This is a genomic window from Marinactinospora endophytica, assembly GCF_054780875.1.
This window is the reverse complement of sequence record NZ_BAAGVM010000022.1, coordinates 1-21,704: the sequence shown is the minus strand read 5'-3', so window position 1 is coordinate 21,704 and position 21,704 is coordinate 1. Positions and strand designations below refer to the sequence as shown.

Annotated in this window: 26 protein-coding genes; 18 read left to right on the top strand and 8 right to left on the bottom strand. The window is 70.7% G+C overall.

Going from position 1 to position 21,704, the window contains the following annotated elements; genetic code table 11:
- Nucleotides 1-96: 96 nt before the first annotated feature.
- From ACYVHU_RS26270 to ACYVHU_RS26255, 4 genes are all read left to right on the top strand, one after another.
- Nucleotides 97-960, top strand: a complete 864-nt coding sequence (locus tag ACYVHU_RS26270) for a DUF4097 family beta strand repeat-containing protein (protein WP_498949852.1) — start codon at nucleotides 97-99, stop codon at nucleotides 958-960.
- Between the two features lie 80 nt (nucleotides 961-1,040).
- On the top strand, nucleotides 1,041-1,784 hold the full coding sequence (locus tag ACYVHU_RS26265) for an HIT family protein (RefSeq protein WP_432941991.1): 744 nt from the start codon (nucleotides 1,041-1,043) through the stop codon (nucleotides 1,782-1,784).
- 68 nt (nucleotides 1,785-1,852) lie between these two features.
- Nucleotides 1,853-2,776 (top strand): hypothetical protein, encoded by a 924-nt coding sequence (locus ACYVHU_RS26260; RefSeq protein WP_498949849.1) that lies wholly within the window; start codon nucleotides 1,853-1,855, stop codon nucleotides 2,774-2,776.
- 438 nt (nucleotides 2,777-3,214) lie between these two features.
- A complete protein-coding gene (locus ACYVHU_RS26255; RefSeq protein ID WP_498949847.1) occupies nucleotides 3,215-3,556 on the top strand; it encodes a P27 family phage terminase small subunit in 342 nt (113 codons plus the stop codon).
- Between the two features lie 210 nt (nucleotides 3,557-3,766).
- On the opposite strand, the gene ACYVHU_RS26250 is transcribed toward ACYVHU_RS26255, so the two are convergent.
- The 6 genes from ACYVHU_RS26250 to ACYVHU_RS26225 all read right to left on the bottom strand — a co-directional run bounded on the left by ACYVHU_RS26250 (nucleotide 3,767) and on the right by ACYVHU_RS26225 (nucleotide 10,537).
- Entirely contained in the window at nucleotides 3,767-5,227 is a 1,461-nt protein-coding gene (locus ACYVHU_RS26250) for a hypothetical protein (RefSeq protein WP_498949845.1), read from the bottom strand.
- A 556-nt stretch (nucleotides 5,228-5,783) separates the two neighbouring features.
- The gene (locus ACYVHU_RS26245) at nucleotides 5,784-6,326 is read right to left on the bottom strand and encodes a hypothetical protein (protein ID WP_498949843.1); all 543 of its coding nucleotides are present in this window, start codon (nucleotides 6,324-6,326) and stop codon (nucleotides 5,784-5,786) included.
- Nucleotides 6,327-6,460: 134 nt separating this feature from the next.
- Complete coding sequence (locus ACYVHU_RS26240) at nucleotides 6,461-7,810, bottom strand: hypothetical protein (RefSeq protein WP_498949841.1); 1,350 nt, start codon at nucleotides 7,808-7,810, stop codon at nucleotides 6,461-6,463.
- Nucleotides 7,807-8,166 (bottom strand): hypothetical protein, encoded by a 360-nt coding sequence (locus ACYVHU_RS26235; RefSeq protein WP_498949840.1) that lies wholly within the window; start codon nucleotides 8,164-8,166, stop codon nucleotides 7,807-7,809. The genes ACYVHU_RS26240 and ACYVHU_RS26235 overlap by 4 nt, the downstream gene beginning before the upstream one ends.
- A 214-nt stretch (nucleotides 8,167-8,380) precedes the next feature.
- Nucleotides 8,381-9,613 carry an NsdA family TPR-like regulatory protein gene (locus tag ACYVHU_RS26230; RefSeq protein ID WP_498949838.1) on the bottom strand — a complete coding sequence of 411 codons (1,233 nt, stop codon included), beginning with the start codon at nucleotides 9,611-9,613 and terminating at the stop codon, nucleotides 8,381-8,383.
- A gap of 120 nt (nucleotides 9,614-9,733) precedes the next feature.
- Entirely contained in the window at nucleotides 9,734-10,537 is an 804-nt protein-coding gene (locus ACYVHU_RS26225) for a GntR family transcriptional regulator (protein ID WP_498949836.1), read from the bottom strand.
- A 467-nt stretch (nucleotides 10,538-11,004) separates the two neighbouring features.
- Between ACYVHU_RS26225 and ACYVHU_RS26220 the strand changes: the two genes are divergently transcribed.
- The 14 genes from ACYVHU_RS26220 (at nucleotide 11,005) to ACYVHU_RS26155 (ending at nucleotide 20,084) form a co-directional block, all read left to right on the top strand.
- Complete coding sequence (locus ACYVHU_RS26220) at nucleotides 11,005-11,271, top strand: hypothetical protein (RefSeq protein WP_498949834.1); 267 nt, start codon at nucleotides 11,005-11,007, stop codon at nucleotides 11,269-11,271.
- Nucleotides 11,268-11,540 (top strand): hypothetical protein, encoded by a 273-nt coding sequence (locus tag ACYVHU_RS26215; RefSeq protein ID WP_498949832.1) that lies wholly within the window; start codon nucleotides 11,268-11,270, stop codon nucleotides 11,538-11,540. Before ACYVHU_RS26220 ends, ACYVHU_RS26215 begins: the two co-directional genes overlap by 4 nt.
- A complete protein-coding gene (locus ACYVHU_RS26210; RefSeq protein ID WP_498949830.1) occupies nucleotides 11,537-11,797 on the top strand; it encodes a hypothetical protein in 261 nt (86 codons plus the stop codon). The genes ACYVHU_RS26215 and ACYVHU_RS26210 overlap by 4 nt, the downstream gene beginning before the upstream one ends.
- Nucleotides 11,794-12,204, top strand: a complete 411-nt coding sequence (locus ACYVHU_RS26205) for an RRQRL motif-containing zinc-binding protein (protein ID WP_498949828.1) — start codon at nucleotides 11,794-11,796, stop codon at nucleotides 12,202-12,204. The genes ACYVHU_RS26210 and ACYVHU_RS26205 overlap by 4 nt, the downstream gene beginning before the upstream one ends.
- A 143-nt stretch (nucleotides 12,205-12,347) precedes the next feature.
- Complete coding sequence (locus ACYVHU_RS26200) at nucleotides 12,348-13,439, top strand: hypothetical protein (protein WP_498949827.1); 1,092 nt, start codon at nucleotides 12,348-12,350, stop codon at nucleotides 13,437-13,439.
- Nucleotides 13,440-13,795: 356 nt separating this feature from the next.
- Nucleotides 13,796-14,068, top strand: a complete 273-nt coding sequence (locus ACYVHU_RS26195) for a hypothetical protein (protein WP_498949825.1) — start codon at nucleotides 13,796-13,798, stop codon at nucleotides 14,066-14,068.
- Nucleotides 14,069-14,083: 15 nt separating this feature from the next.
- Nucleotides 14,084-14,515, top strand: coding sequence for a hypothetical protein (locus tag ACYVHU_RS26190; RefSeq protein ID WP_498949824.1), 432 nt, complete (start codon nucleotides 14,084-14,086; stop codon nucleotides 14,513-14,515).
- Between the two features lie 17 nt (nucleotides 14,516-14,532).
- Entirely contained in the window at nucleotides 14,533-14,949 is a 417-nt protein-coding gene (locus ACYVHU_RS26185) for a hypothetical protein (protein ID WP_498949822.1), read from the top strand.
- A 7-nt stretch (nucleotides 14,950-14,956) separates the two neighbouring features.
- Nucleotides 14,957-15,688 carry a hypothetical protein gene (locus ACYVHU_RS26180; RefSeq protein WP_498949820.1) on the top strand — a complete coding sequence of 244 codons (732 nt, stop codon included), beginning with the start codon at nucleotides 14,957-14,959 and terminating at the stop codon, nucleotides 15,686-15,688.
- 42 nt (nucleotides 15,689-15,730) lie between these two features.
- Nucleotides 15,731-16,066, top strand: a complete 336-nt coding sequence (locus ACYVHU_RS26175) for a hypothetical protein (protein WP_498949819.1) — start codon at nucleotides 15,731-15,733, stop codon at nucleotides 16,064-16,066.
- A 263-nt stretch (nucleotides 16,067-16,329) separates the two neighbouring features.
- Nucleotides 16,330-18,513, top strand: coding sequence for a hypothetical protein (locus tag ACYVHU_RS26170; RefSeq protein WP_498949817.1), 2,184 nt, complete (start codon nucleotides 16,330-16,332; stop codon nucleotides 18,511-18,513).
- A 301-nt stretch (nucleotides 18,514-18,814) separates the two neighbouring features.
- A complete protein-coding gene (locus tag ACYVHU_RS26165) occupies nucleotides 18,815-19,039 on the top strand; it encodes a hypothetical protein (protein ID WP_498949816.1) in 225 nt (74 codons plus the stop codon).
- Nucleotides 19,040-19,341: 302 nt separating this feature from the next.
- Nucleotides 19,342-19,899, top strand: a complete 558-nt coding sequence (locus ACYVHU_RS26160; protein WP_498949815.1) for an NUDIX hydrolase — start codon at nucleotides 19,342-19,344, stop codon at nucleotides 19,897-19,899.
- An 8-nt stretch (nucleotides 19,900-19,907) separates the two neighbouring features.
- Entirely contained in the window at nucleotides 19,908-20,084 is a 177-nt protein-coding gene (locus ACYVHU_RS26155; protein ID WP_498949814.1) for a hypothetical protein, read from the top strand.
- A gap of 591 nt (nucleotides 20,085-20,675) precedes the next feature.
- Here the strand turns inward: ACYVHU_RS26155 and ACYVHU_RS26150 are convergent.
- Together ACYVHU_RS26150 and ACYVHU_RS26145 are read right to left on the bottom strand one after the other, a co-directional pair.
- Nucleotides 20,676-20,939 (bottom strand): DEAD/DEAH box helicase family protein, encoded by a 264-nt coding sequence (locus tag ACYVHU_RS26150; protein WP_498949871.1) that lies wholly within the window; start codon nucleotides 20,937-20,939, stop codon nucleotides 20,676-20,678.
- Between the two features lie 101 nt (nucleotides 20,940-21,040).
- The coding region (locus ACYVHU_RS26145; protein WP_498949813.1) for a hypothetical protein at nucleotides 21,041-21,704 on the bottom strand (664 nt) is incomplete at its 5' end.

Sequence of the window (21,704 nt, the reverse complement as noted above, 5' to 3'; positions counted from 1 at the left end):
AACAAGGTGTCATGGCTCCGAACACCGGGGCCGCCGCACTTTCCACGGCATGGCGGCCCCGGCACCTACAGAGAGGCAGAACCCATCATGACGGGGATGACCGACCGCACCAACCGCACGTTCACCGCCGACATCACCGGCGCCCTCCACCTCGCCATCGACGGTCCGGCCCAGATCCGCGTCACCGTCGATGGCGACGTCGAGCGGGCCACGATCACCGCCACCGGCCCCACCGACCTGCTCGACGCCGTCACCGCCACCACCACCGGCACCACCTGGGCCATCGACCTGCCCACCCCTGACCTCGGCGGGGTCGTCTACTCCAGTGGAGGCGCCATCCAGATCGGCGGGGCGAACTACGGCACGGTGAACGGCATGGTGATCGGCGGGATCGTCGCCGGGTCGGTGGTCAACAGCGGCGTCTTCACCACCTCTGGCGGCGTCGTCCGGGTCAACGGACAGGTGATCGACGGTGGCGCTGAGGCCCTGCGCCTGGAGGTCCGGCTGCCCCACGGCTCCCGGCTGCGGGTCCGCAACCCCGGGGTCGGTGACCTCACCGTGCGCGGCCACATCCAGGCCGTGGACGCCGACCTGTCCCAGGGCACGGTGAACGTGTCCTCCGCAGGGGAGATCGACGGGTGCTCCTCTCAGGGGGACCTGAGGATCGGGGTGGTGGCCAGGACCGCGCACCTGCGGACCAGCCAGGGCAACGTGGTGGTCGACTGCGGCCAGGGCCGCATCCAGGCCCGCTCCTCGCAGGGCAACGTCACCGTCACCGGGTCCGGCCCCATCGTCGCCCGGACCTCGCAGGGCAACATCGCCGTGCACGCCACCGGCCAGGAGCCCCAGGACGTCGAGGCCCGCACCTCGATGGGCAACGTGGCGATCACCGCTGCTCCCGGTGCCGCCCGGCCGCGGGTGCGCGCCCACTCCGCCATGGGCTCGGTCTCCCTCCCCTAACCGCTCGGCTCCCCCTCTTTCCTGGTCCGCTTGGGAGGAGGGGGAGCCCCGTTCCCTCCCCGTCCGTGAACGGAGCACGCATGCCTGCCCATGTGGAGATCAGCACCTACGGCACCCTGCGCGGACCGGCCCCGGCCGGCACCGCGATCGAGATCGACCTCACCGCCCTGCACAACCCCGCGAAGGACCCCGGCCTGCGCGGGCTCACCGGCCTGGATGCGGCCCTGGCCGCCCACGTCCTGGCCACCCCCGGCAGCCGGGAGACGGTGGACCGAGCCGTCGTCCAGGCCCTCGCTCTGGCCCCGCTCCAGCCGTCCGGGGAGCCGTTGCGCATCCGTGTCCGCTGCCGGTGGGGACGCCACCGGTCCGTGGCGGTGGCCCAGGCCATCGCCGCCGCCCTTCGCGGCCACGGCCTGGACGTCGAGGTGCACCACCGTGACGTCCACCGGCCCGCCATCCGCCCCCAGGACTGTCCGTTCTGCCGGATCGTCGCCGGGACCGCCCCCGCGGTCGTGGTGCGCCGGTGGGACGACGTGATCGCGATCCGGCCCCGCTCCGGTGGAGTACACCCCGGCCACGTCCTGGTCATCCCGCACGCCCATGTCGCCGACGCCGGCGTGGATCCCGCGATCACCGCGCTCACGATGGCGGCCGCCGCCGACATGGTGGCGGAGCAGCCCGCCGCGAACGTGATCACCTCTAAAGGGGAGGCGGCGTCACAGACCGTCCACCACCTGCACGCCCACATCGTCCCCCGCGTCGAGGGTGACGGCCTGGCGCTGCCCTGGCCCCACCCTGTGTCCCGAGTGTCCCGATCCCGCTGATCCGCCCCCGAACGGCCGGTCCCCGGCGCCATGCTGGGGACCGCCCCTCCCGCACCGATTGGAGCCCGATGAACGAGTACTCCCCGGTCTACGACGACGCCCTGACCTTGATCTGCGACGCCGCCCACCCGACCCTCGCGGCCCTCGCCGACATCGCCCACCACGAGGGCATCGACGGCTGGACCTGCGACAGCACCGACCCCTCGGCCGAGGCCGCCCGGCTGCACGCCCGCCTCGACCAGCTGGCCACCGCCCTCGCCTCATCCCGCGCCGCGCTGCGCACCGTGGAGATCCGCGCCGCGATCCGCCCCCTCTGGGACGGCGCCCTCGCCGACGCAGGCCTCACCCTCCCCGACCCCATCGACGCGCTCCACGACGTCGTCGCGGATCTGGTGCGCGTCGACGCGCACTACCACCGGCGCGCCCTTGCCGACGACGACCTTCCCGACCACGCCGCCATCGCGGTCAGCGGCGTTCTCGCCGACGCGCTCGACCGCTACGACGACGACGCCCTGGACGCGGCGGGCGCCCGGATCGGCGCCCAGCTCGCCATCGCGGTGTGGGACACGGCGGCCACCCGCCTGGCCGCTCATCACGCCCGCCGTGACACGGCACTGCTCGCCACCGCCCGCACCGCCACCGACCAGGCCACCATCGACCGGGCGCTGCGCGAGCTACGGGTGCACCAGGCGGTGCGCGAGGCGTGGCGTGACGCGCTCGGTGAGGCCGGCCTCGGTGAAGCCACCGTCCTTCCCCCCGACACGCAGGTTCGGCTCATGGACGCGATCGTCCAGGGCCTCATCCACGCCGCCATCGCGGGCCGGTCCCACCCCGCCGACGTGGCCGCTCACCCCGCGCTCACCACGGCCGCCGATCGGCTCGCCGAGGAGATCGGCGGCGAGGTCTGGCCACCCGTCGAGGCGCGGGACCGGTGGGGAGCGCGCGCCCGCATGGTGATGCTGCTCATCGCGCTCCACGCCGTCGAGGAGTAGCCCGTCGCCGAACGGCGCTTCCCCGTGGCCACGGGGAGGCGCCGTTCGCGTCTGTCCGTACCCCGTCAGCGCAAGGCTTCATGTCCGCGAGGTCCTGGACCTGCTCGGTGACGCATTAATGCGTGGGCAACTCCTACCGGACTTTTCCTGGGGCACCTATCCTGACCTCGGGCTTTTCCTCCCAATTTTTCCTCAGGGGAGGGGGGTCGGAATCGCTCCGGGGTATCCCCCGTCGGGCGCGCGGGTGACTCGGCTTATGCGCCGACAAAACTCCCGAAGTGTTCCTTGGGCCGCTGGTCAGAGGGGTCCACCCGCCTCTCAGATGGACACTCCCGCCTTAACACCCCCCGCCCCGAAGAAAGCACGCGGCACCCTTGAATCGCCTTCGACGGCGACTACAGGAGCCCCGCCGGAAACGAACAAAGGGGGTGCCCCACCATGAGCGTCAGCAACGGCGGACGCCCCCGAAAGCCCACCGCGCAGAAACGCCTCGACGGCGACCGCGAAGACCGCATCAACAACAACGAGCCGATCCCGTCCGCCCGACCCGTCGAACCGCCCGCATGGCTGATCGCGTTGGACGTGGACGCCCACCCCGGCGAGGAAACCGCCCTCGACGTGTGGCAGCGCCTGGCCCCCGACCTGGAAAAGACCGGGGTGCTAACCCCGTGGGACGCCGACCACCTGGCGGTGTTCTGCGACGCGGTGATCAACCACCGCCGCGCGTCGGAGGAAGTCCGCTCCTCGAAGGCGGAACGGATGGGGTGTCAACAGATGTGACAGTTGCCGGGGTTCACCGTTCCGTTCCTACTCGGACCCCGGATGGACCCCGGATGGACCCCGGATGTACCCAGGTATCACCGGATACGGCGTGTCGGCGTGTCGCGCCCACAGGGGCGCATGACCACACCGCCCAAGCCCTTGTTCGGCACCGAGGAACGGGCCTGGCTGGGCGTACTGGTGGTCTCGTCGGTGCTGTAGTGGTTGCGCCTACCTCATCAGCTGGGGCTTGGTCGCCAGGTCCGGCCTGAGACGGACTCCGTCGCCCCCCAAAAGGGTGTAGTGGTCACGAATCTCTCGGGCGTCCTCTCCTCCGGCGTAGAGCATTCCCAGGCAGAAGGAACAGGGAAGCTGCTCGTCGTGCAGCTCACAGGACAGCTCCATCTGTTTTTGGAGTTTGGCGATCAGGGAACGGCCGGCTGCCAGCGCGGGGGGATCGACCTGGGACTTGGGCAGGTCGTACTTGGGGACTGTGGACTTGCATTCGCGGGCGGCAGCGATCTTCCCCTTGAGGATGGTGATGGTGGCCGAGGAGGCATGAGCGTCGCTGAGCCCCTTACGTTCCTTCCATCCCGCGGCGGTGTCGGCAGCGCGCCAGCAGAAGCACACCATCTGGCCGAAGGTGTAGTCGTCTAGGCCATCGAGGAGGATCTCGTGGAGCTCGGACAGGCGTTCTTCGGGGATCGGTGGATAGTGGTACCGCTCGACGAGCATGCCGTTGAGGTAGCGGAGCAGGCTCTTGGCCTCCATTCTGCGGACGTGGGCCGTGAGCTCTCGCAGATGCCGGCTCCTGCTGTGGGCAAGCAGGAGAGCCAACATGTCCTCCTGGGTCTCCTCAATCGAGGTCACCAGCCGGTAGGGGACACAGAGTGGGTAGTAACCCACTATCTGCCCCTCCTCGTCGAAGGAGAAGTTCTTCGACGAGACTGACGGGTCGATTCGGATCCAACCGTTCTCGAACAGCCCGGTGATCATCTTCTGGTCGAGATCGTTCTCCTCCCACATCCACCCCCTTTTGAGCTCAATGGCGGCGGGGAGTACTGCGCTGACCTGTGCTCTGTTGATCATCGCTTCCAGTACGCACGCCTGCTCGGTAGGTAGCTCCGTCAACCGTCGCTCTTGTCGGTTGACGGAGGCAGAGAAGGTCCCGCCGCATTCCAGGAAGGTGGTCAGGCTCTTCTGCTTGGCCTCTTCCAACGCCTGGGCCCGTTCCTGCTTGGCGCGGGCTTCCTCGGCCTGCTGTTGTTCTAGAGCGTGCCTGCAAGCCGCGCACAGCGGGGTGCCCCCGGTGTAGCCGCGTAGCTCGGCGCCGGCTAGGGCAGCGGCCTTGCTGCGGGTCGCTGCGGTGAGCGGGCTGGCGCAGGTTCCGCACAGGCATTTGAGGAGGTAGGCGGTGCACACCTGGCGGACCTGTCCGGCGACCTGCGAGGTGGGTCCAAGGGCGGTGACCAGTTCGGCCCATCCCCCCTCGACCCCCGGCATCCAGTAGCGGATGGCTAGTTCGATCTCCTCAGGCGTGGCCTGCGGGGTGAACTCCAGGCGGACGAGGGGATCCTCGGCGTTGAGCGGCAGATCGACGGAAGGAGGTGCTGAGGGAGTGAGAGGACCTCGGCGAGCCCCATGGGGCTTTCGGGAGGCAGTACGCCGACCGCGCTTCTTCTTCTTCGGCATGTCCTTGTGACCTTGTTTTTCAAGGGAATCAGGGGGACATCAGGTTAGCCCTAAGAAAAACTGAGATAACTAAACAAATTTCTCACCTTGGACCGTCTCGGTGGCCCCGTTGCGGTTCTGGACGATGATCAGATCGCGCTCGCCCTCAAGCACGACCGGAACGCGCGCGCTGACCTGCCCTGAGACCGACTGAGGCCTGCGCTTCCCGAAAATACTTCCGCTCACCTTGATGTTGTAAAGGTGAGGGGGCGATTGGAGTTCGCGGGTGGCCTCTGAGAGGCCGTGAACGAGCTGAAAGCCCCTAGGGGACTTCCCCCCTTTCCTTGGACACACTGACCGCTCATAGCGCCCCTGAGGCCCGTTGGGGCTACCCCCGCGCCATATCGGCGAACCGGGAGTAGTGCCCCTGGAAGGCCACCGTGACCGTGGCGGTGGGGCCGTTGCAGTGCTTGGCCACGATCAGATCCGCCTCCCCCGCCCGGGGCGAGGTCGACCCCGCGCACACGAAAGGCGGGCCGGGAACCCCAGCCCGCCACTCGGTTCACGCCCCGGCCGGCTACCGCGCGGGGTCAGGCCCCGGCGGGCGCATCCGCTCCAGCCGCTCGTCCCAGAACTCCGGCTCCTCTTCCTCTTCGGGGATCTCGGGGACGGCCTCCATGACGGCCGGGACCGGGACGAAGGTGAGCGGGGTCGCGATATCGAGCCGGGCGCCAGCGGCCGCGGCCGCGTTGGCGGCGTCACGGTAGACGGCGGCCAGGCGGCGGAGCGAGGTGGCGGACAGCCCTCCCCAGGCGGTGGGGCCGCCGGTGCCGACGAAGGCGACGTCGCCGTGGCATTGGCCGAGGCCGCCGACGGGGTCCAGGTGTCCGATCATGCGGTTGGCCACCACGTTGACCGGCAGGACGTCCGGGTAGTAGGGGGCCGCGTAGTAGGCGGCGATGTCGGGGGCGCGGCCGAGGTAGTCGTAGCCGGATTCGTTGTCGCCGATCGTCACCTGGTCGTAGATGGTGCGGATGAGGGTGCGGGGGGTGCTCCTGCGGAAGCTGATCGCCCCGGCCGGGGTGACCACGGCGTAGGAGACCGGAATGCGGTCGAGCATCGAGCCCTCCTGGGGGTGGTGTGCCGGCCTCCATCATCACGCCGGGGAAGCCGTCGAGGAGCTGGTTCCCGCCGCTTGTGTGTACGCGCGTGCGCACACAAGCGGCGGGATTACACGGTGCAGTCCCTTCCGGTTCACGCCGACCTGGCTCGCCACGCCTCCCGCTCCCGAGCCAGACGCTCCCGCACCGCCGCGATCTCCGGCCGCGAGGGCCGCTGCGGCGTCGGCTGCTCCCCCTGGACCCCGCCGGCCGCGGCGTCCAGCTGCGCGGCCAGTTCCTCGACGCTGGGAACCTCGTCGCTTTCATCGGCGGGGAGGTCGTCGAACGAGTCGCTCCATCGGCGGGCCTCCGCGTTCTGCTCCGCGCGGACCTCGTTCTCACATGGGATGCACACGCCGGTGGTGAGGGCGGTGCCGTGGACGCCGCAGGTGCCGGAGCGCTCCGGCGTGCCGGTGAACGGGTCGTCTCGGTGCTGTGGGTCGCGGCCGCCCTGCGGGCCGGAGTCGTCCTGTGCGGCGCGCTGCTGGAGCGCCCACACGTAGGCCTCGCCGCGCACCCGCTCGGGGCTCAGACGCCACCTGAGCGCGCCGTGGAAGGTGCGGTAGGCGGGGCGGCCGTCGGGGTGAACCCAACCCTGGGCCAGCCAGGCGGTGTACTCCTCCCAGGAGATGGGGGAGACCTCGACCGTGGGGCGCATCGCGTCCAGCAGCGCCGCCAGCTCGGTCCACTCCTCCTCGGAGATGCCCTGCCCCTGGGGGAGGACGTCCCGGGTGATCGTCGCGATCAAGTCACGGGAGGCCAGGCTCACCCCGGGGTAGCGGCGCTCCCCCTCCACACCGCCGGAGCCGTCGTTCGCGCGCGCCCGCGCGTCCCGTTCCTCCCCCTCCCTTCCAACATTGGTCTTCTTAGGCATGTGATTAGCCAACATTGGCTGATCACATCCTGGCTCCAGCATGTGATTGTCACATCCTGGCGCTGAGCTGGGATTTTGCGATTCGGGCTCCAGCATGTGATTGTCACATCCTGGTTCCTGGATCGTCTCGGCCTTGCGGCGGCGCTTGGGCTTGACCGACTCGCGGGTACGTACCGGTTCCTGATCAAAGCGACGACCCTCCCGAGCCATCCGTTCCAGGACAACTTGGACGTGGAAGGGCAGGGCGGCGGGGTCGTCGGAGAAGATCCACAGGGCGCTGCCTCGCTGACCGTTGGGCAGCCGTTCGCGGAAGCGGTACATGTAGCCGTCCTCCTCCAGCTCGGCCAGGCCACTGCGGACCGCCGCCAGCTTCTCGGTGGCCTCGGCCGCCAGACGCTCCTCGCTGGTCTCCCAGCCCTCCACATGGGAACCAAGGAACAGGAGGATGCCCCGGGCCTTGAACGACAGCCGCCGGTTTCTCGCGGCGCTGTTGGAGATGATCGTGTGACCGTCGCCGGAGAACGGCGCGCGCATCAGGATCGTCCCGTACTGGCGCTTCGGGTCGTTCACTCCGCACCTCCGGTCTGCACGGTGGGGTGGGACACGGCGGTGATCGGAGCCAGGCCGTTCTCAGCGCGGCGTTCGTTGATCTCGCAGATCTGTGTCGTCGAGTAGTAGTCGGCCGGGACCAGGACCTCCCAGACGGGGCCGTCCTGGCGGAGCAGGCCGCGCTCGACGAGTTCCTGGAGGACGTGTTCGACCGTGGTCTCGGTCACGCGGGCGGTCGTGGTGAGGCTGGGGATCCGGGCCTGGCAGCCGGTGCCGGCCTCGTCGCCGGTGGCGGCGATGGCCACCAGGATGGCGCGTTCCACGGCGTCACGGACGGGGGCATGTAGGAGTGCCCACATGGTCGGGTAAGGGTGCACGGGGTGTAGACCTTTCCAGGCCGACACGACCTTCCGGCGACTCGCCCTCCCCGCCGTCGCACCCAGTGGGTACGATGGCCGTACAACTGATTGGCGGGGTGAGCTACACCGGTTGAGGTTGCAGTCGACCAGCTCACTGTTTGCTTGGACGGGCCCGGAGGGTTGCAGCTCCGGGCTTCGTCATGTCTGGGTAGTGGAACGACATTAGCGATTGTCAGCCGCCTGAGGCGGCCAGAGCGCGTAGCTCATCGACGTACTCCTGGGTGTCCACCTCCTTCGGGTACCGCGTCGTCAGCTCCTGGGCTAGCTCACCGCCGACCATCACGAGGGACGGGATGGACTGCCGGTCCCCCTCCAAAGCCCGACGGCCGTGGTCGACCGCGGCTTCTAAATCACCGCGCCGGGCTGCGATCACGCCCTTGGTGACGTGGGCTTCAGCAGCGCGCATCGGGGACAGGAGACGACCCCGCCAGTCCACCGCCCGGGACAGCACCTCATCGGCCAGGGCGTCGGCGCGGGCGTCGTCACCAACCAGCCGCAGCACGTCCATGCTGTAGTAGTCGAACTTGGCGGGGTCGACGACGAAATGGTGAGCCGTGTCGTCGGGGTAGGGCAGGTCCTCCAGGACCCGACGGCCGTGGTCGAGCGCGATCTCGACGCGACGCCGGTCTCCGATTCGCGCTGCGGCCTTGGCAGTCTGGGCGTAGAGCTGAACACTGACGCTCCGGTGGCCGGCTGCTGCTACTCCGGCGTCGGCGGCTGCGAGCACGCGCCCGTAGTCTCCCGAGGTCAGCGCGAACCAGCAGGTCATCTCGTATGACCAGCCCACAACGTCGCGGTCGTCGGACTCGGTGCCGAGAGCGAGCGCGGACCTCCGGGTCGTCTCGGCGCGGGTGGGAGCCCCAATGTCCTGCTCCAGGCAGCCCACCAGCAGCGTCAGCATGCCCGCGATCGACAGGACCTCCCGGTGCTGGGCGAGGGTCATGCGGTGATCGAGCAGGTCACCGATCCGGGCGAGCCACCCGCGGGCCTCCACGAGGAGCTGGTGCGCAGCAGTGGAGGGGTAGTCGGCGCACAGCCGGTCCGTGGTCATCCGAAGACCCTGGAGCACGGCGTCGTCGACGCTGCTCGCCCGGATCCGCGCGAGCAGGTCAGGGGTTTCCTCGGCGCCCACGGCGGAGGTGAGGACGTCTCGGGCGGACCGGGGCTCGGCGAACATCGCGCCGGAGACGGTCCCGAACAGGGCCGCGATCAGCCTCTGATACTCGGTATCAGGGCGGACACGCCCGCCTTCCCACCGCTTCCACATGGAGAGGAGCGTGTCGTCGTCGGGGAGCGGGCGAGCAGATTCGTAGCGCAGGCGCTGAACGCACTCGCGCTGGGTCCAGCCGCGCAGGTCCCGCTCACGTCGGATGCGGCGTGCCCATGAGGGGGGAGTCGTCGTCATGATGCCTACGCTCCTGTTCGTCGGGTGGTCCGTCTAGGGGGCAGCTAGGGGGCATTCGGGCGCCCCCCAAGTGCCTCTCGTGGGGCCGCGCCTGGTCACGCGATCGTCGGTGACATGCGATCACTCTCCCCAGCGGGCCGACTTCGCCCGCCTCAGCTTTGTCACCAGCTCCACTCGATCGGCCGGGATCACGCAGACCGTGGCCTCGACCGGGCGACCAGTGCGGGCGGATACGCCGACGCGGGCGATTTCGAGCACAGGCATCGCGTCGGGCATGTCGACCAGTCGCGCCTCCTCCGGACTGGGCATCCGCACGCGGGTGTACTCCGTCCAGGTCAGCGGGCCATGGCCGACTTCTTCCAGCCGATCCAGGTAGCCACCCCGGCCCGTGTGTGCATCCCCCACCTGAGGTGCGTCGGCCACCGCGTCGGGGTGGATCCACGTGTCCACGAGTTGGAACGGCGGCTCGCCAGTGGGGCTGGTGACCCTGCGACGGCGGAGTACCAGTTCCCCTGGTGTGATGCCCAGAAGTTCAGCAGGTCGGTCTGTGATGGGCACGGTGTCACGTCGAGGGCGCCCGTGGGTCTGCCAAGGCTCGGTCGCTGATGCAGCAGCAGAGAAGATGTAGCCCCTTGCGGGGTCTCGTGTCACGAGCGATCCACGCTCGATACGCCGTCGGCTGCCGCGCTCGCGGACCGTGATGCCGCGCTTCTTCGCCACGCTGATCAGCCCCTCTGCCTTCAGGACCTCAAGGGCCTGCCGGATGACTCCACTCCCAACGGAGTAGGTGCTCGACATCTGCTCGTAACTCGGCAGGGTCGTGCCTGGGGCGTACTCCCCGCTCTTGATGCGTTGTCGCAGTTCATCTGCGATCTCTTCGTATTTGGCCGCCATGGCCACCACCTTATAACCACCGTCACTCATGTTGACTCCTGGGCTCAGCTGAAAGATTACCACCGTCAGTGTTGACAAAACAATGACGGTGGTTATCTTAGAACTCAGGCACGACGGACCGCCCCAGCGGCGGCCCACCACTGCCCGGACGTGGACTCCGGTGGCCAGGGGAGAGCCCTGCTCACCGCGTGGAAGCCCCGGTGCGCCTGAGCTTTGAAAAATCCATAGCGAGCTTGCCCCTGACCCCATCCCCAGCTCAGACGGGACGGCGAAGGGGACGACGTAGAGCACGACGGGCCTACCTGCGGGCTGGCCCGATGGCATGCCTGCGCCACTGATTGATCACTCTGCGCGTCCGCGTGACGCCGGTGCGTCCCCGCCTGTGCGGTGGGGGCGTGGCCGGGGCCACACGGCCCACCACGACGACGAAGGCCCGGACGGGGGTGCCTCCCCGGCCGGGCCGAACCGGGCCACCCAGAACAGGAAGGAAGCGCCCGATGCATCTCAGTATCCCCCGCCAGCGCGGCGGACACCACGACCTGCTCGACGTCGACGTCGACGAGCCCGGCGACGGGCTCACCGTCGAGGTCATCGACGCCATCCTCGCCACCATCACGCCGGACCTCCCGGTCCTCGGGAGCCGGCGCCCGTACCGCGACCCCGACCACCAGGCCCTCGTCGAGGCCCTGTACGCCGACACCGGCGACGTCGGCGACCGCGACGCTCGCGCCGGCCGCGACGACGCCGTCCTGGAGGCAGCGTGAACACCACCACCTTGCACCGCCTGTTCGGCGTAGTGGACGCCGCCGAGGCCGACCGGCTCCGCCAGGAGCTCGCGGCCCTGCGCCACGAGCTGGAGGTCCGCGACCGGGAGATCGCGGCCCTGCGCCTGAAAAACCGGGGCTTGCGCCATGACCTGGCGGTGGCTGAGCACGACATCGACTCCCAGGCCTACCTCATCCTGCACTACCAGGACCAAGTGGACCGGCTGCGGGCGGTCTCGGCCCGGCCGGGAACGGAGACCGTCGGATGAGGGTGTTGTCCCTGGGGGACCTGCTGGCGGGGATGGCGCGCATCGCGCGGGCCGCCCCGTTGCCGATGGTGGTCACCGACGCGGCCATCACGGTCCTGGCCCTGGCCACCCTGGCCGCGGTCATGGCCTCCCCGGATCCGGCCGGGTGGCTGTGCGTCCTGATGGGCGCCTCGCTGGCGCACGCCCTGTCCGCAGGGTGGGACCTGATGTGCGCGGCCCTGGACGAGGCCGCTGGTGAGTTCGGGGAGGCGGCGTGAGCCGCCGTAGCGTCGCCGTGTTCCTCGACCCCGCCGGGGAACGCCATCACCTGCCGACGTGGCCGTGGGGCTACGCCCCGGACCACCTCGCCACCCGGAGCCAGCTCCGTGAGATGGGGCTGCGGCCGGGCGGGCAGGACCCGGCCGGGCAGATCATGTGGCGGTCCCGCCGGGCCGGTCACACCGGTGGTGTCCGTTCGGCCGCGCTCTACCGGATCGACCTCGCGGTCCCGGTGCGGCCGATGACCCCCGCGAGGGAGCGCGCGCTCGCCCGGGCGCTGCTCGCCCGGCACACCTGCCGCACCTGCGGCGTCGTGTGGGACTGCTGCCTTCCGACGTCGATGGGTGGGCACTGCCCGCCCTGCTACCACGAAATTCCCAACGGGCTGCTGGAGGCGGCCGCGTGATCGCCTGGAAGAACTGGAAGAAGAGGTGTGAAGAGATGTTCCGCAAGAAGGTGCAGCCGTCGCCGTCTCCGGCTGTTTCCGTCACGCAGGAGCCGGTGACGCAAACCCCTGCTGCCCCTGCCCCTGCCCCTGCCCCTGAGCCTATGGTCTCCGAACAGATTGGTTCCCCGGCGAGTGTGGACTTCACCCGTGTCATCGCCACGGTGGTGACCGCCGCGTCCGCGGTGTTCACTGTGTGGTCGGTGTGGGACCTTCTGGCCGGCCACGGCGGCGCCCCGCACGCGGTTGGCCTGGGGGCCGGGATCGGCGTGGAAGCGGTCTGGCTGTGGGTGCTGGCGATCGAGCACCAGCAGGCCTCCCGCGCCGGCCGGGTGTCCCCGGTGCTGACCCGCACCGGGTGGGTCCTGGCCGCTGGGGCCGCCGTGGTCTTGCTGGTGCACGGCCTGGTGACGTCTTGGCCCATGGCGCTGCTGGCGGTGCTGCCGGTGGCGGCCAAGGCCGGGTGGCACTGGCTGACCGCGTTGCGGGCCGAGGAGACGGCCAGCCGTTTGGAGGCCGAGCGCCAAGCCGAGCGGGCCGCGGCCGAGGAGGCCCGCCGCGCTGAGGAAGAGGCCCGGCGTCGCGCTGAGGAAGAGGCCCAGCGGGCGAGCCGGCTGTCGGCGGAGCTGACCGAGGAACAGCGGGCCGAGCTGGCCGAACTGGAGCGCCAGACCGCCTACGTGACGGCGAAGACCGAGAAGGAGCTGGCGCTGGCCGCCGCTCGGGCACACGCCGAGCAGCAGCGAGCGCTCGCCGAGATCCGCCGCCAGGCAGAGCAGCAGATGGCCCTGGACGAAGGCGCCGCCGACGTCGAGCTGCAACGCATCAAGCTGAAGAACCGGCTCCGGTTGGCGGCGCCGGTGTACTCGGTGGCCGAGCTTCCACAGGCACCTGATGATCTGTCGGAGCTCGGGGTACCGCCCGTGGCACAGCAGACGGTGGGGTTCGGGTTCACGACGCGGGGCGCCTCCCCCGCTGACCTGCGCACGCCTCCCTCCGCCTCCCCTGGCGCCTCCCCGGGAGGCGCGGCGCCGTCCGGCCCCGAGCGGCTGCTCGCCTACATGCAGCAGGCCGAGGCCGCCACGGTGAAGGGCGCCGCCCGCGAGATGGGCGTGGACCCGCGCACCATCCGCCGGTGGCGTGACGGCCTCGCCGAGGCCGGCCACGACGTGTCGGTCCTGGGAGGCGACCGCTGACCCCGCACCCCGCTGAACAGGGGGCACCCGCGCTGACCTGCGGGTGCCCCCTCCCGCCTCTCCTGGCGCCCCCCTGGGGCGCCTCCCCCGCTTCGGCGGGTGGACAGAACCACCCGACCCGCCCGGCCGGGCGGTTCTGTCCACCACTCCGAGGCCGGGCGCGCCGAGACGCCGATGCCGCCGGGAGACCTCCCGGATGAGTCGGACGCCGCCAGACGCCCGCCCCTTGCCCGGCTGTCGAAAGGAGGTCCATATCGACCGAATCGACCGATCCGTAGGTATCCGCGCCCCGCCCGAGCGGGGCTGAACAGGGCCGCCACACCCGCTGTGGCGGCCCTCCACTACCTGGAGGTCCTATGCCCCTGCCCACCACGTTCCGGCACCGGCCGGAAGTCGTCTACCGCGTTGAGGAGACCTCGGCCGGCGCGGCCTGGGTCTACCGGGCTGCCTGCACCTGCGGGGAGACCGGCCCGCGCCGCGCCCGCTGGGCCACCGCGCACGCCGATCTGACCGCGCACCTCGCCGAGGTCGCGCCACCAGCCGAGGAACAGTGCCGTGACCGTGCTGGTCACGGCACCCAGCCGTGGGATGCCTGCGTGCTGTGCAGCGGCCAGGACGCCCTGTTTTGAGAGGAGGAGATCGTGATGGACCTGCCTGACGTGCTGGCCCAGGCGGTGCGGGGAGCGCCCACTGGCACCCCGCCCCAGCCGGAGAAGGAGGAGGGGAAAGAGGAGGCCTCCCCTCCGGGCCCTCCGGGTGCCGAGATCGCGGTGCCCGAGAGCCAGACGGCCGCCGACGTCGAGCGAACGATCCGCTGGCTGGGGGTGACCTACCGGCCGCCCGACGTGTGGCGGGAGCGCCAACCCTCCCTGGCCGAGGAGTTCCAGTTCGCCATGGACGGCTCCCACCTGCCCGAGTCCGGGCCCTGGCGGGCGGCGGCGCGGGCCTACGCCGCCCCCGCCCTGGCGGTGTGCAGCGCCCTGCACATCGCGATCTGGATCCTGCGGTCCCCGGCCCGCCACGCCACCGCGTGGCTGGTGGTGGCCGCTGTCCTCATCGGCGTCTACGCCGCCTGACCTGGAAGGAGAGCCCGTTGTACACGATCGGTGCGGCGTTTTGCCTGGGCCTGTTCTGGCTGATCCGTAAGAAGGTCCACTGGATCATCTCCGCGGCCCTCGCCGTGCTCGGAGGCGCCCTGTTCGCCCTGAGCTTCCTGGGGGACTGGGCGATCGCCGTGATCACCTGGGTGCTCGGATTCGCGCTGGGTCTGCTCCCCGAGCCGGTCTCGGTGAGCGCGGTCCTCGCCGCGGTGAGCCTGTTCGTCGTGGTGATGGTGGCCACCGACGCCTGGAAGGACAAGAAGTTGGACGAGCACGGCCAGTGGGCGGCGATCTGCCTGCCGATCCTGGTCCTGGCGGCCTCCGGCAGTGTGGGCGCCACCGGGACGGCCGTGGTCGACGCGGTGGCCGGGGCCGGCACGGGCGTGTTCGGCCCACTGCTGGGGTGGTGACGCCGCCGTGGAGATGCTGATCATCGCCATGGTCTTCGCGGCCGTGGTCAAGAACGGGGTCGTGGACACCGCCGCGATGGCCACGGGCAAGACTCCGCCCTCCCACGCCTACCGGATGGCCAAGCTCAAGGCCGAGCAGGCCATGCTCCAGGCCGCCATGGACCCGTCGAAGGTACGGACCAGCCCGGTGGACCTGCGGGGTGGCGCGCGGATGGTGCTCAAGCACTGGTACCTCGACGCCTGCGAAGACGTCGACCACTGGCGGGCCACCCGCCGCAAGACCCGCCCGGAACGGAAGGCTGCGCGGGAAGAGCGGCGGCGGCGTCGGGCCGAGACGATCCGCCGGTGGGCGCGCCGAGACGACGGCATCGTCGACGCCGAGGTGGTCAGCGAGGAGAACGAGTTCACCCCCGACCCGGAGCCGTCGGTCCAGGACCAGCCGGAGCAGGACCGGCCGCGGCGTACCCGCACCTGGCGGCGCACCACCACGACCGAGGAAGTCGAGGTCGAGGAGGACAGCGCCGGTCCGGCGTCGACGGAGGTGGCCGTGCTCACCCCCGACCCGCAGGTCACGCCCCTGCCGTATCGGCGGATGGTGCTGATGACGATGCTCGCCGATGCCGGCTACGCCCCCGACGTCGAGGCGATCGGCCGTATGGACTCCGAGCAGGTCGACGAGGCGATCGCCGCGCTGCTCGCCCACGAACGCGCCACCCGTACCGCCGCACACCCCCACTGAGGCCGGAAGATCCGGCCTGCATCACTACAGGAGGAACACATCATGATGGGTAATCGGATCGCGACCAACGGCAGCGTGTTGCGGTACTCCGATGCGTCGGGCCTGGACGCCCATGCCCAGACCCTCACCGGTATCGGGTCCCTGGTCCGTCAGGGCAACCAGATGCTGGAGATCGTCGAGGGTCAGATGCGGGCGGCCGACATGGGGGAGGGGGTGCTGGCGGAGCTGGCGACGTTGCGCGACATCGGCACCGCCTACATCTCCCAGGCCGTCAAGGCCCGCGCGGTACTGGAACAGGTCAACCGCGCGGTTCAGGAGGCATACGAGGCGAGTCGGGGCCAGGCCGCGAACAAGGAGTACCAACTGGGCGGACGCTGACCGCTCCTGAAGGGCCGTCCACGTCGTGGGCGGCCCTTCCCTACGCCCCGATTCGGTGACGGAACGTGATGAGACAACGGTGAGACAACTCGGCCTCTTGTCTCATCACGCTTGTCCCCGAATGCGAACTATCTCCCGGTTTTCTGTGAGACAACTCCCGCCCGCTGGCCCGCAATCCCGGGGCCGCCGGACGGGCGAGACAACGAGACAACCCGCTGACAGCCCGCTGCGTGTACGCACAGTGACGAGGAAGGAGGGCCGTGGTGGCCCAGAAGAAGACGCCGAAGAAGGAGTCGCCCGTGGCGGCCGGACTGCCCCCCGAGGTGCTGGCCGCTCTCGGGCAGCACCAGTCCCCCGAACGCGCCCGTTTCCAGCCTGAGGGGGCGGCCGCGGTCGTCCGCCGCGTGCTGGCCGCCGCGCTGCGCCCCGGCCCGGACTCCATCCGGCGGCACATGGCGGCCCAGTTCTACCCGTGGAAGGTCGGCGGCCTCGTGCTGGCAGCCGGGGTGGTCGCCGCCCGCGCGGCCGAGGTGTCGGGCACCCACGCGATCCTCATGGCGCTGGCCACCGGCGCCGGCGCGTGGGTGGCGCTGCGGCTGCTGCGTACCGTCGCGGCGCGCCGGCACCGGGCCACGAGGCTGGCGTCGGAGTGGGCCGAGGTCGATCCGGCGCACGCGCGGGTGTGCGCGGGCGCGGCCGGGGTGTGGCTGATCGCGATCATCCTCATCCAGCCCGCCTCGGTCGCCGCGTGGTGGTGGTCCGGGCTGGTCGGCCTGTTGGCCCTGCTCGCCCTAGGGTCGAGGTTTTGGGCGCATCATCGGGTGTCCCGTGTCCTGGACGTGGCCGAGGAGCACCTGGCGCCGCCTCCGCCGCCCGGCGAGCATCCGATCGCGCGCAAGTGGCGCACGCGGGTCGCCTCCTCCTCCGGGCCGCTGCCCGGCACGAAGCTCACCGACCTCACCGAGGAGCCCTACGGGGTGCGTGGCCTGCTGCACCTGGTGCCCGGCCGCCAGACGATCGGGTCGGTGCGGGCCGCGCTGGGCTACGTCGCCACCGGCCTGGGAGTCTCCGAGGCCGACATTCTCGTTGAACACCGTGAGCCCAGCGAGGCGGACCCCAAGCCGGACTCCTCGATTTTGGACGTCAAGATCGTCACGGTCGGGCTGCTGTCGAAGAAGGTGCCGCTGGACGGCGACCGGGTGGTCGTCGACGGCCCCGACGTGTCGATCCGGATGGGTCCCTACGCCGACGGCGACGGCGAGGCCCTGTGGCGGCTCTACACCGCCGACTCGATCTGGGGCGGGTTCGTCGCCGGATCCACCGGGTCCGGTAAGAGCGGGCTCATCGACGCGCTGGCGCTCGGTATCTGGCAGACCGGTACCACGATCATCCTTTACCTCGACCCCAAGAACGGAGGTAGCTCGCCGCGGATCTTCGACCGGGCGCACTGGGCGGTGGGCAAGGACCCCGACACCTGGGACGCCATCCTCAACGGGCTCATCGAGGTCATCGAGGCCCGCGGCCTGGAGAACTCCGCCCGGCTGAAGACCTCCGGGTTCACCCCGAGCCGGTCGAGGCCGGGGATCGTGGTGATCGTGGACGAGTGCCACGTGGTGATCAACGCCAAGAATGCGGAGAAGTGGGGGAGGGTCGGCCGGGAGGGCCGCGCCGCCGGCGTCCAGGCCATCTACGCCTCCCAGATCTACGGGCTCCAGACCTTCGGCGGGGACGACGCGGTGCGCTCCAGCGCGACCGCGGGCAACACCGTGGCGCTGCGGGTCAGCAGGAACCAGTCCAGCATGATCGCCGACATCCCCCTGGACCCGTCCACCCTGCCCAAGATCACCGGCGTGGGCCTGGTCGACTCCGGTCGGGAGGTCCCGTTCAAGGCGGCGTGGGCGCCCAACGACGTCACCGCCGCGCTCATGGACGCCGCGCTCGAAACCGCACCCCAGGAACTGGACCCGCTCGCCGCTGGCGCGCTGGACGCCGGCTCCGGCGGGCTGTACTCCCGCCGTCACGAGATCGCCGAGGCCCAGATCGCCAACGCCGAGGAACGCCTGCGCGCCTACGAGGCGGGCCACACGCCCACCACGCGCCAGGCCGGGGACACCGAACCGGCGCTGCCCAACATCACCGCGCCGTCCATCGAGATCCCCGAGATCGACCCCGACCTGCTCACCGACCGCGATCTGGGCCTCGGCATCCTCGCGGCCGCCACCCGCGACCCCCACGAGGAACTGCTGGCCCGCTGGTCCGGCCCCGCCCGCGCCGTGCTGTCGGCCCTCATCGAGGGCGGCACGCTGCGCCGGGGCCAGATCGAGGAACGGGTGATGGGAGCGGAGCAGTGCTCGCGCGCCACCGTGTCGCGGGCGCTCGACGACCTGGCCGAGGCCGGGGTCATCCAGGCGCTGCCCGGCCGGCGGGGCTGGCAGCTCGCCGCCTGACCGCCACGCGCCGTCACCACCGGCGGAGTCCGGGCCGGGTGAGACAACGATCCTGTTGTCTCACCCGTTCCGTGCCCCAATGCGAAGAATCAACCGATTCTGGCGCGAGACAAACCCCGCTGGCACCCGGAAAACCCGGAGGCCGGCCCCGGGCCGAGACAACGAGACAACCCGCTGACAGCCCGCTGCGTGTACGCACAGTGACTATCCCGGTTTCTCCCTCCGGCCGCCGCGCACCCGTGCGGCGGCCTCGGGGACCAGACCGGTCCGCTCCATCCCGACGACCTCTCTGGAGGACCCGATGCACACCACCACGCCCCCGCCGGTCTACGCCGAGATCGCCGCGATCCGCGAACGCATCGCCGCCGGCGGAACCCCTGCGGCCCACACCGCAGCCTGCGCCAGGTGCCAGACCGACCTCGGCCCGGTCGACACCCCGCAACAGGCCGCCGCGATCGTGCTCGACTGCGGAGGCCGCGTCACCGAGGAGGGCGGCCTGGTCTGCCCCGACTGCGAAGGGCTTTGACCCCGCATACGAGAGGGCGCCTCCCGTTGCAGCGGGAGGCGCCCTTCCCGGGGCCACCACGCCTGTCAGGACACGGCCCCGGGTCCACCCCAATCAGAGGAGGAACCCCTCATGCTACGTGCCCGCTTACTTCGCTGTCTGGCCGGCTGGACCGTCCGCTGCCGGTGTGGGGCCTGGTACGACCCCGGAGACCCGGCGTCGGCCGCCCCACACCTGTCCCACTGACCCCACCCCCCCGTCCGTGAACGCCCGCCCGAGACATCCCTCGGGCGGGCTCCCTCCCTTCTTCTTAAGGAGCTGTCATGAAGACCTGCTGTGGAACTTCGGTCGGTGTGCTCATCGAGGACCAGGAACACCGGCTGCTCATGGTCACCCGCGGCTGGTGGCCCAAGGGCACCGCCCCCGTCGCCGGACACGTCCGCGACGCCCACACCTCGGTGGCCGAGGCGCTCGTGGCCGAAGTCCAGGAGGAGACCGGTCTGACCGTGACCGAGTCCGGGCTGCTGTGGGAGGGGCGCCTGCCCAACCTGTGCGCCTCCCTGCCCCACGTGCCGGACCCGGGCCACTACTGGTGGGTCTACTGCGCCACCGCCGAAGGCGTCCTGACCCCCGCCCCGGGAGAGACGCAGGGCGCCTCCTGGTACACCCGCGCGGAGGTCGACGCCCTGGCGCAGGCGACCCTGGACCACTACCGGACCGGGGGCCTCCCGGCCGACCAGCCCGACGCCAGTCTCGAAGCGGTCTGGCTGCGGCTGCTTTGGGAGACCGGTCACCTACGCCTGACCGTCGAGGACCTGGCCCTGGCCGAGACCGCCTACTCCACCGCGCCCGACGCCTACTGGCTGGGCGGACGCCGATAAGGAGCCCCATGCAGGAGGTGTACGTGGTCCTCACCGACCACGCTGAGATCCAGATCCAGGTCGCGTTGGCCTCCGAGGAGGAGGCGTTGGCCTACGCCGCCGCCCACCGCGCCCGCCACGGCGGCACCGCCGTCGTCGAGCCCGTCCCGCTGTACGCGACCGCGCGGGACGCGCTGGCCGGCTAGCTCACCCCAAGAGAAGGAGTGGTCCAGCGGCGACCTGGACGTCGCGCTCATCGTCCCCGCGGATGCGGTAGAGGTGCTGGAGGAGATCTCCTCCAGCTCGCCCCACGCCTGAGAAAAGCCCCCCGTTCGGCACCGCGCCGGGCGGGGGGCATCGTCATGTCAGATTCAGATGTCGCCCCCGGCCGCGAGGATGGAGAGCATGTCCGACGCACCCGACTCGCACCGGCCAGTAGGAGCCACCCGCACCGCCGCCGCCCTGGCCGCGCGTACCGGGTGGCCCGTGCGCCCTCACCACATCCCTCTCCTGGTCGAGCAGGGGCACCTGGCCGCCGTAGGCGCCTACGAGGGGCATCTGCTCTACGACCGGGACCAGGCCGCCGCGATCCCGGCCGAGGTGGTGGCCACCCTGCCCGGGATGCCCGCGACGCCTCCCGGCCCCGCGATCAACGAGTTCGCCGACCACCTGGGACACCGCCACGGCCTGGAGGTGGCCGTGGCGTACCGGCCGCGGTCGGGTCGGTGGCACCTGGACTGGCCGGTGCGTGCCGATGGCCACCCCGACCCGGCTGGGCTGCGCGCGGAGCTGGCCGTTCACCCTGCCGCCGTCCACCGCCGCCTGGTGGACATGGCCACTCCCGCGCACCGGGCCATCGCGGCCGCGCGCCGCGCCCTGGCCCCGAGGTGTTGCCGGTACTGCTGCACCGACTGGTGGAGCAGCTCCAGGGTCGGGATGATGACCAGGACGCGGCCCGTGGGGGCGATGCGGGCGGTGATCTCGGCGGCGGTGCGGGTTTTGCCGGTGCCGCAGGCCATGATGACCTGCGCCCGGTCGTACTCGTCGAGGGTTTTGACCACGGCCTCGACGGCCTCTTCCTGATGTGGCCAAAGGGTCAAAGGGGGCTCCTACACTCAAGGTGGCCCCGCCCACGTGCCCTGGGCGGGGCCGTCTCGGTCTGTCAGGCGTCACGCCGGGCGAGGACTGCGCGGATCTTGCCGGCCTCATCCGGGTGCGCCTGCGTCCTCATCCAGTCGATCTCGCCGTCGAGATCATCGGCGTCCTCCTCGGTGGCCACCAGGAGGTAGATGTCGGGCCGCTCGGGACCGAAGCCGTGCCCCTTGGCCCAGGCCGCGACCTCGTCGGGGACGGTGAGGCCGGCGGGCTCGGGGTCGACCGCACGGCCGGCGGGAATGGCCCCCTCCACCAGGGACCAGTACAAGGTCTCCCGCGCCTCCTCGACGAGACGATCGCGCTCGGAGCGCAGGTACTCATCCACCCCCTCCAGGACCGCTTCGCCGGACGGCGACACCTCGGTGAGGGCGTCGAGGATCTGCTCCTCGATCCCCTCCAGCTCCTCGTCGGTGGTGGCAGCGGTGATGCCGTACTCCTCCACTTCGTCGCCGTTGGTGGCGCCGTCGACGTCCCACACCGTGACGCGCTCGGAGGCGTCCCAGTGGTCGTCCCAATCCTGCGGGTCGCCGACCAGGGCCTCGATCTCCGCCTCCGCGGCGAGGGCGTCGCCGCCCAGCACCGCGACGTGGTTGTTCCCGTCCCAGTGCTCCTCCCAGTCTGAGCACATCCGCTCCGCCAGGGGACGGATGCGCTCCAGCAGCTCGTTGGCT

Bases quoted from the DNA above. Each gene is read 5' to 3' on its own strand.
- ACYVHU_RS26270 (WP_498949852.1), top strand. From the start codon at position 97: ATGACCGACCGCACCAACCGCACGTTCACCGCCGACATCACCGGCGCC.
- ACYVHU_RS26265 (WP_432941991.1), top strand. From the start codon at position 1,041: ATGCCTGCCCATGTGGAGATCAGCACCTACGGCACCCTGCGCGGACCG.
- ACYVHU_RS26260 (WP_498949849.1), top strand. From the start codon at position 1,853: ATGAACGAGTACTCCCCGGTCTACGACGACGCCCTGACCTTGATCTGC.
- ACYVHU_RS26255 (WP_498949847.1), top strand. From the start codon at position 3,215: ATGAGCGTCAGCAACGGCGGACGCCCCCGAAAGCCCACCGCGCAGAAA.
- ACYVHU_RS26250 (WP_498949845.1), bottom strand. From the start codon at position 5,227: ATGCCGAAGAAGAAGAAGCGCGGTCGGCGTACTGCCTCCCGAAAGCCC.
- ACYVHU_RS26245 (WP_498949843.1), bottom strand. From the start codon at position 6,326: ATGCTCGACCGCATTCCGGTCTCCTACGCCGTGGTCACCCCGGCCGGG.
- ACYVHU_RS26230 (WP_498949838.1), bottom strand. From the start codon at position 9,613: ATGACGACGACTCCCCCCTCATGGGCACGCCGCATCCGACGTGAGCGG.
- ACYVHU_RS26225 (WP_498949836.1), bottom strand. From the start codon at position 10,537: ATGAGTGACGGTGGTTATAAGGTGGTGGCCATGGCGGCCAAATACGAA.
- ACYVHU_RS26220 (WP_498949834.1), top strand. From the start codon at position 11,005: ATGCATCTCAGTATCCCCCGCCAGCGCGGCGGACACCACGACCTGCTC.
- ACYVHU_RS26210 (WP_498949830.1), top strand. From the start codon at position 11,537: ATGAGGGTGTTGTCCCTGGGGGACCTGCTGGCGGGGATGGCGCGCATC.
- ACYVHU_RS26200 (WP_498949827.1), top strand. From the start codon at position 12,348: ATGGTCTCCGAACAGATTGGTTCCCCGGCGAGTGTGGACTTCACCCGT.
- ACYVHU_RS26195 (WP_498949825.1), top strand. From the start codon at position 13,796: ATGCCCCTGCCCACCACGTTCCGGCACCGGCCGGAAGTCGTCTACCGC.
- ACYVHU_RS26190 (WP_498949824.1), top strand. From the start codon at position 14,084: ATGGACCTGCCTGACGTGCTGGCCCAGGCGGTGCGGGGAGCGCCCACT.
- ACYVHU_RS26175 (WP_498949819.1), top strand. From the start codon at position 15,731: ATGATGGGTAATCGGATCGCGACCAACGGCAGCGTGTTGCGGTACTCC.
- ACYVHU_RS26165 (WP_498949816.1), top strand. From the start codon at position 18,815: ATGCACACCACCACGCCCCCGCCGGTCTACGCCGAGATCGCCGCGATC.
- ACYVHU_RS26160 (WP_498949815.1), top strand. From the start codon at position 19,342: ATGAAGACCTGCTGTGGAACTTCGGTCGGTGTGCTCATCGAGGACCAG.
- ACYVHU_RS26155 (WP_498949814.1), top strand. From the start codon at position 19,908: ATGCAGGAGGTGTACGTGGTCCTCACCGACCACGCTGAGATCCAGATC.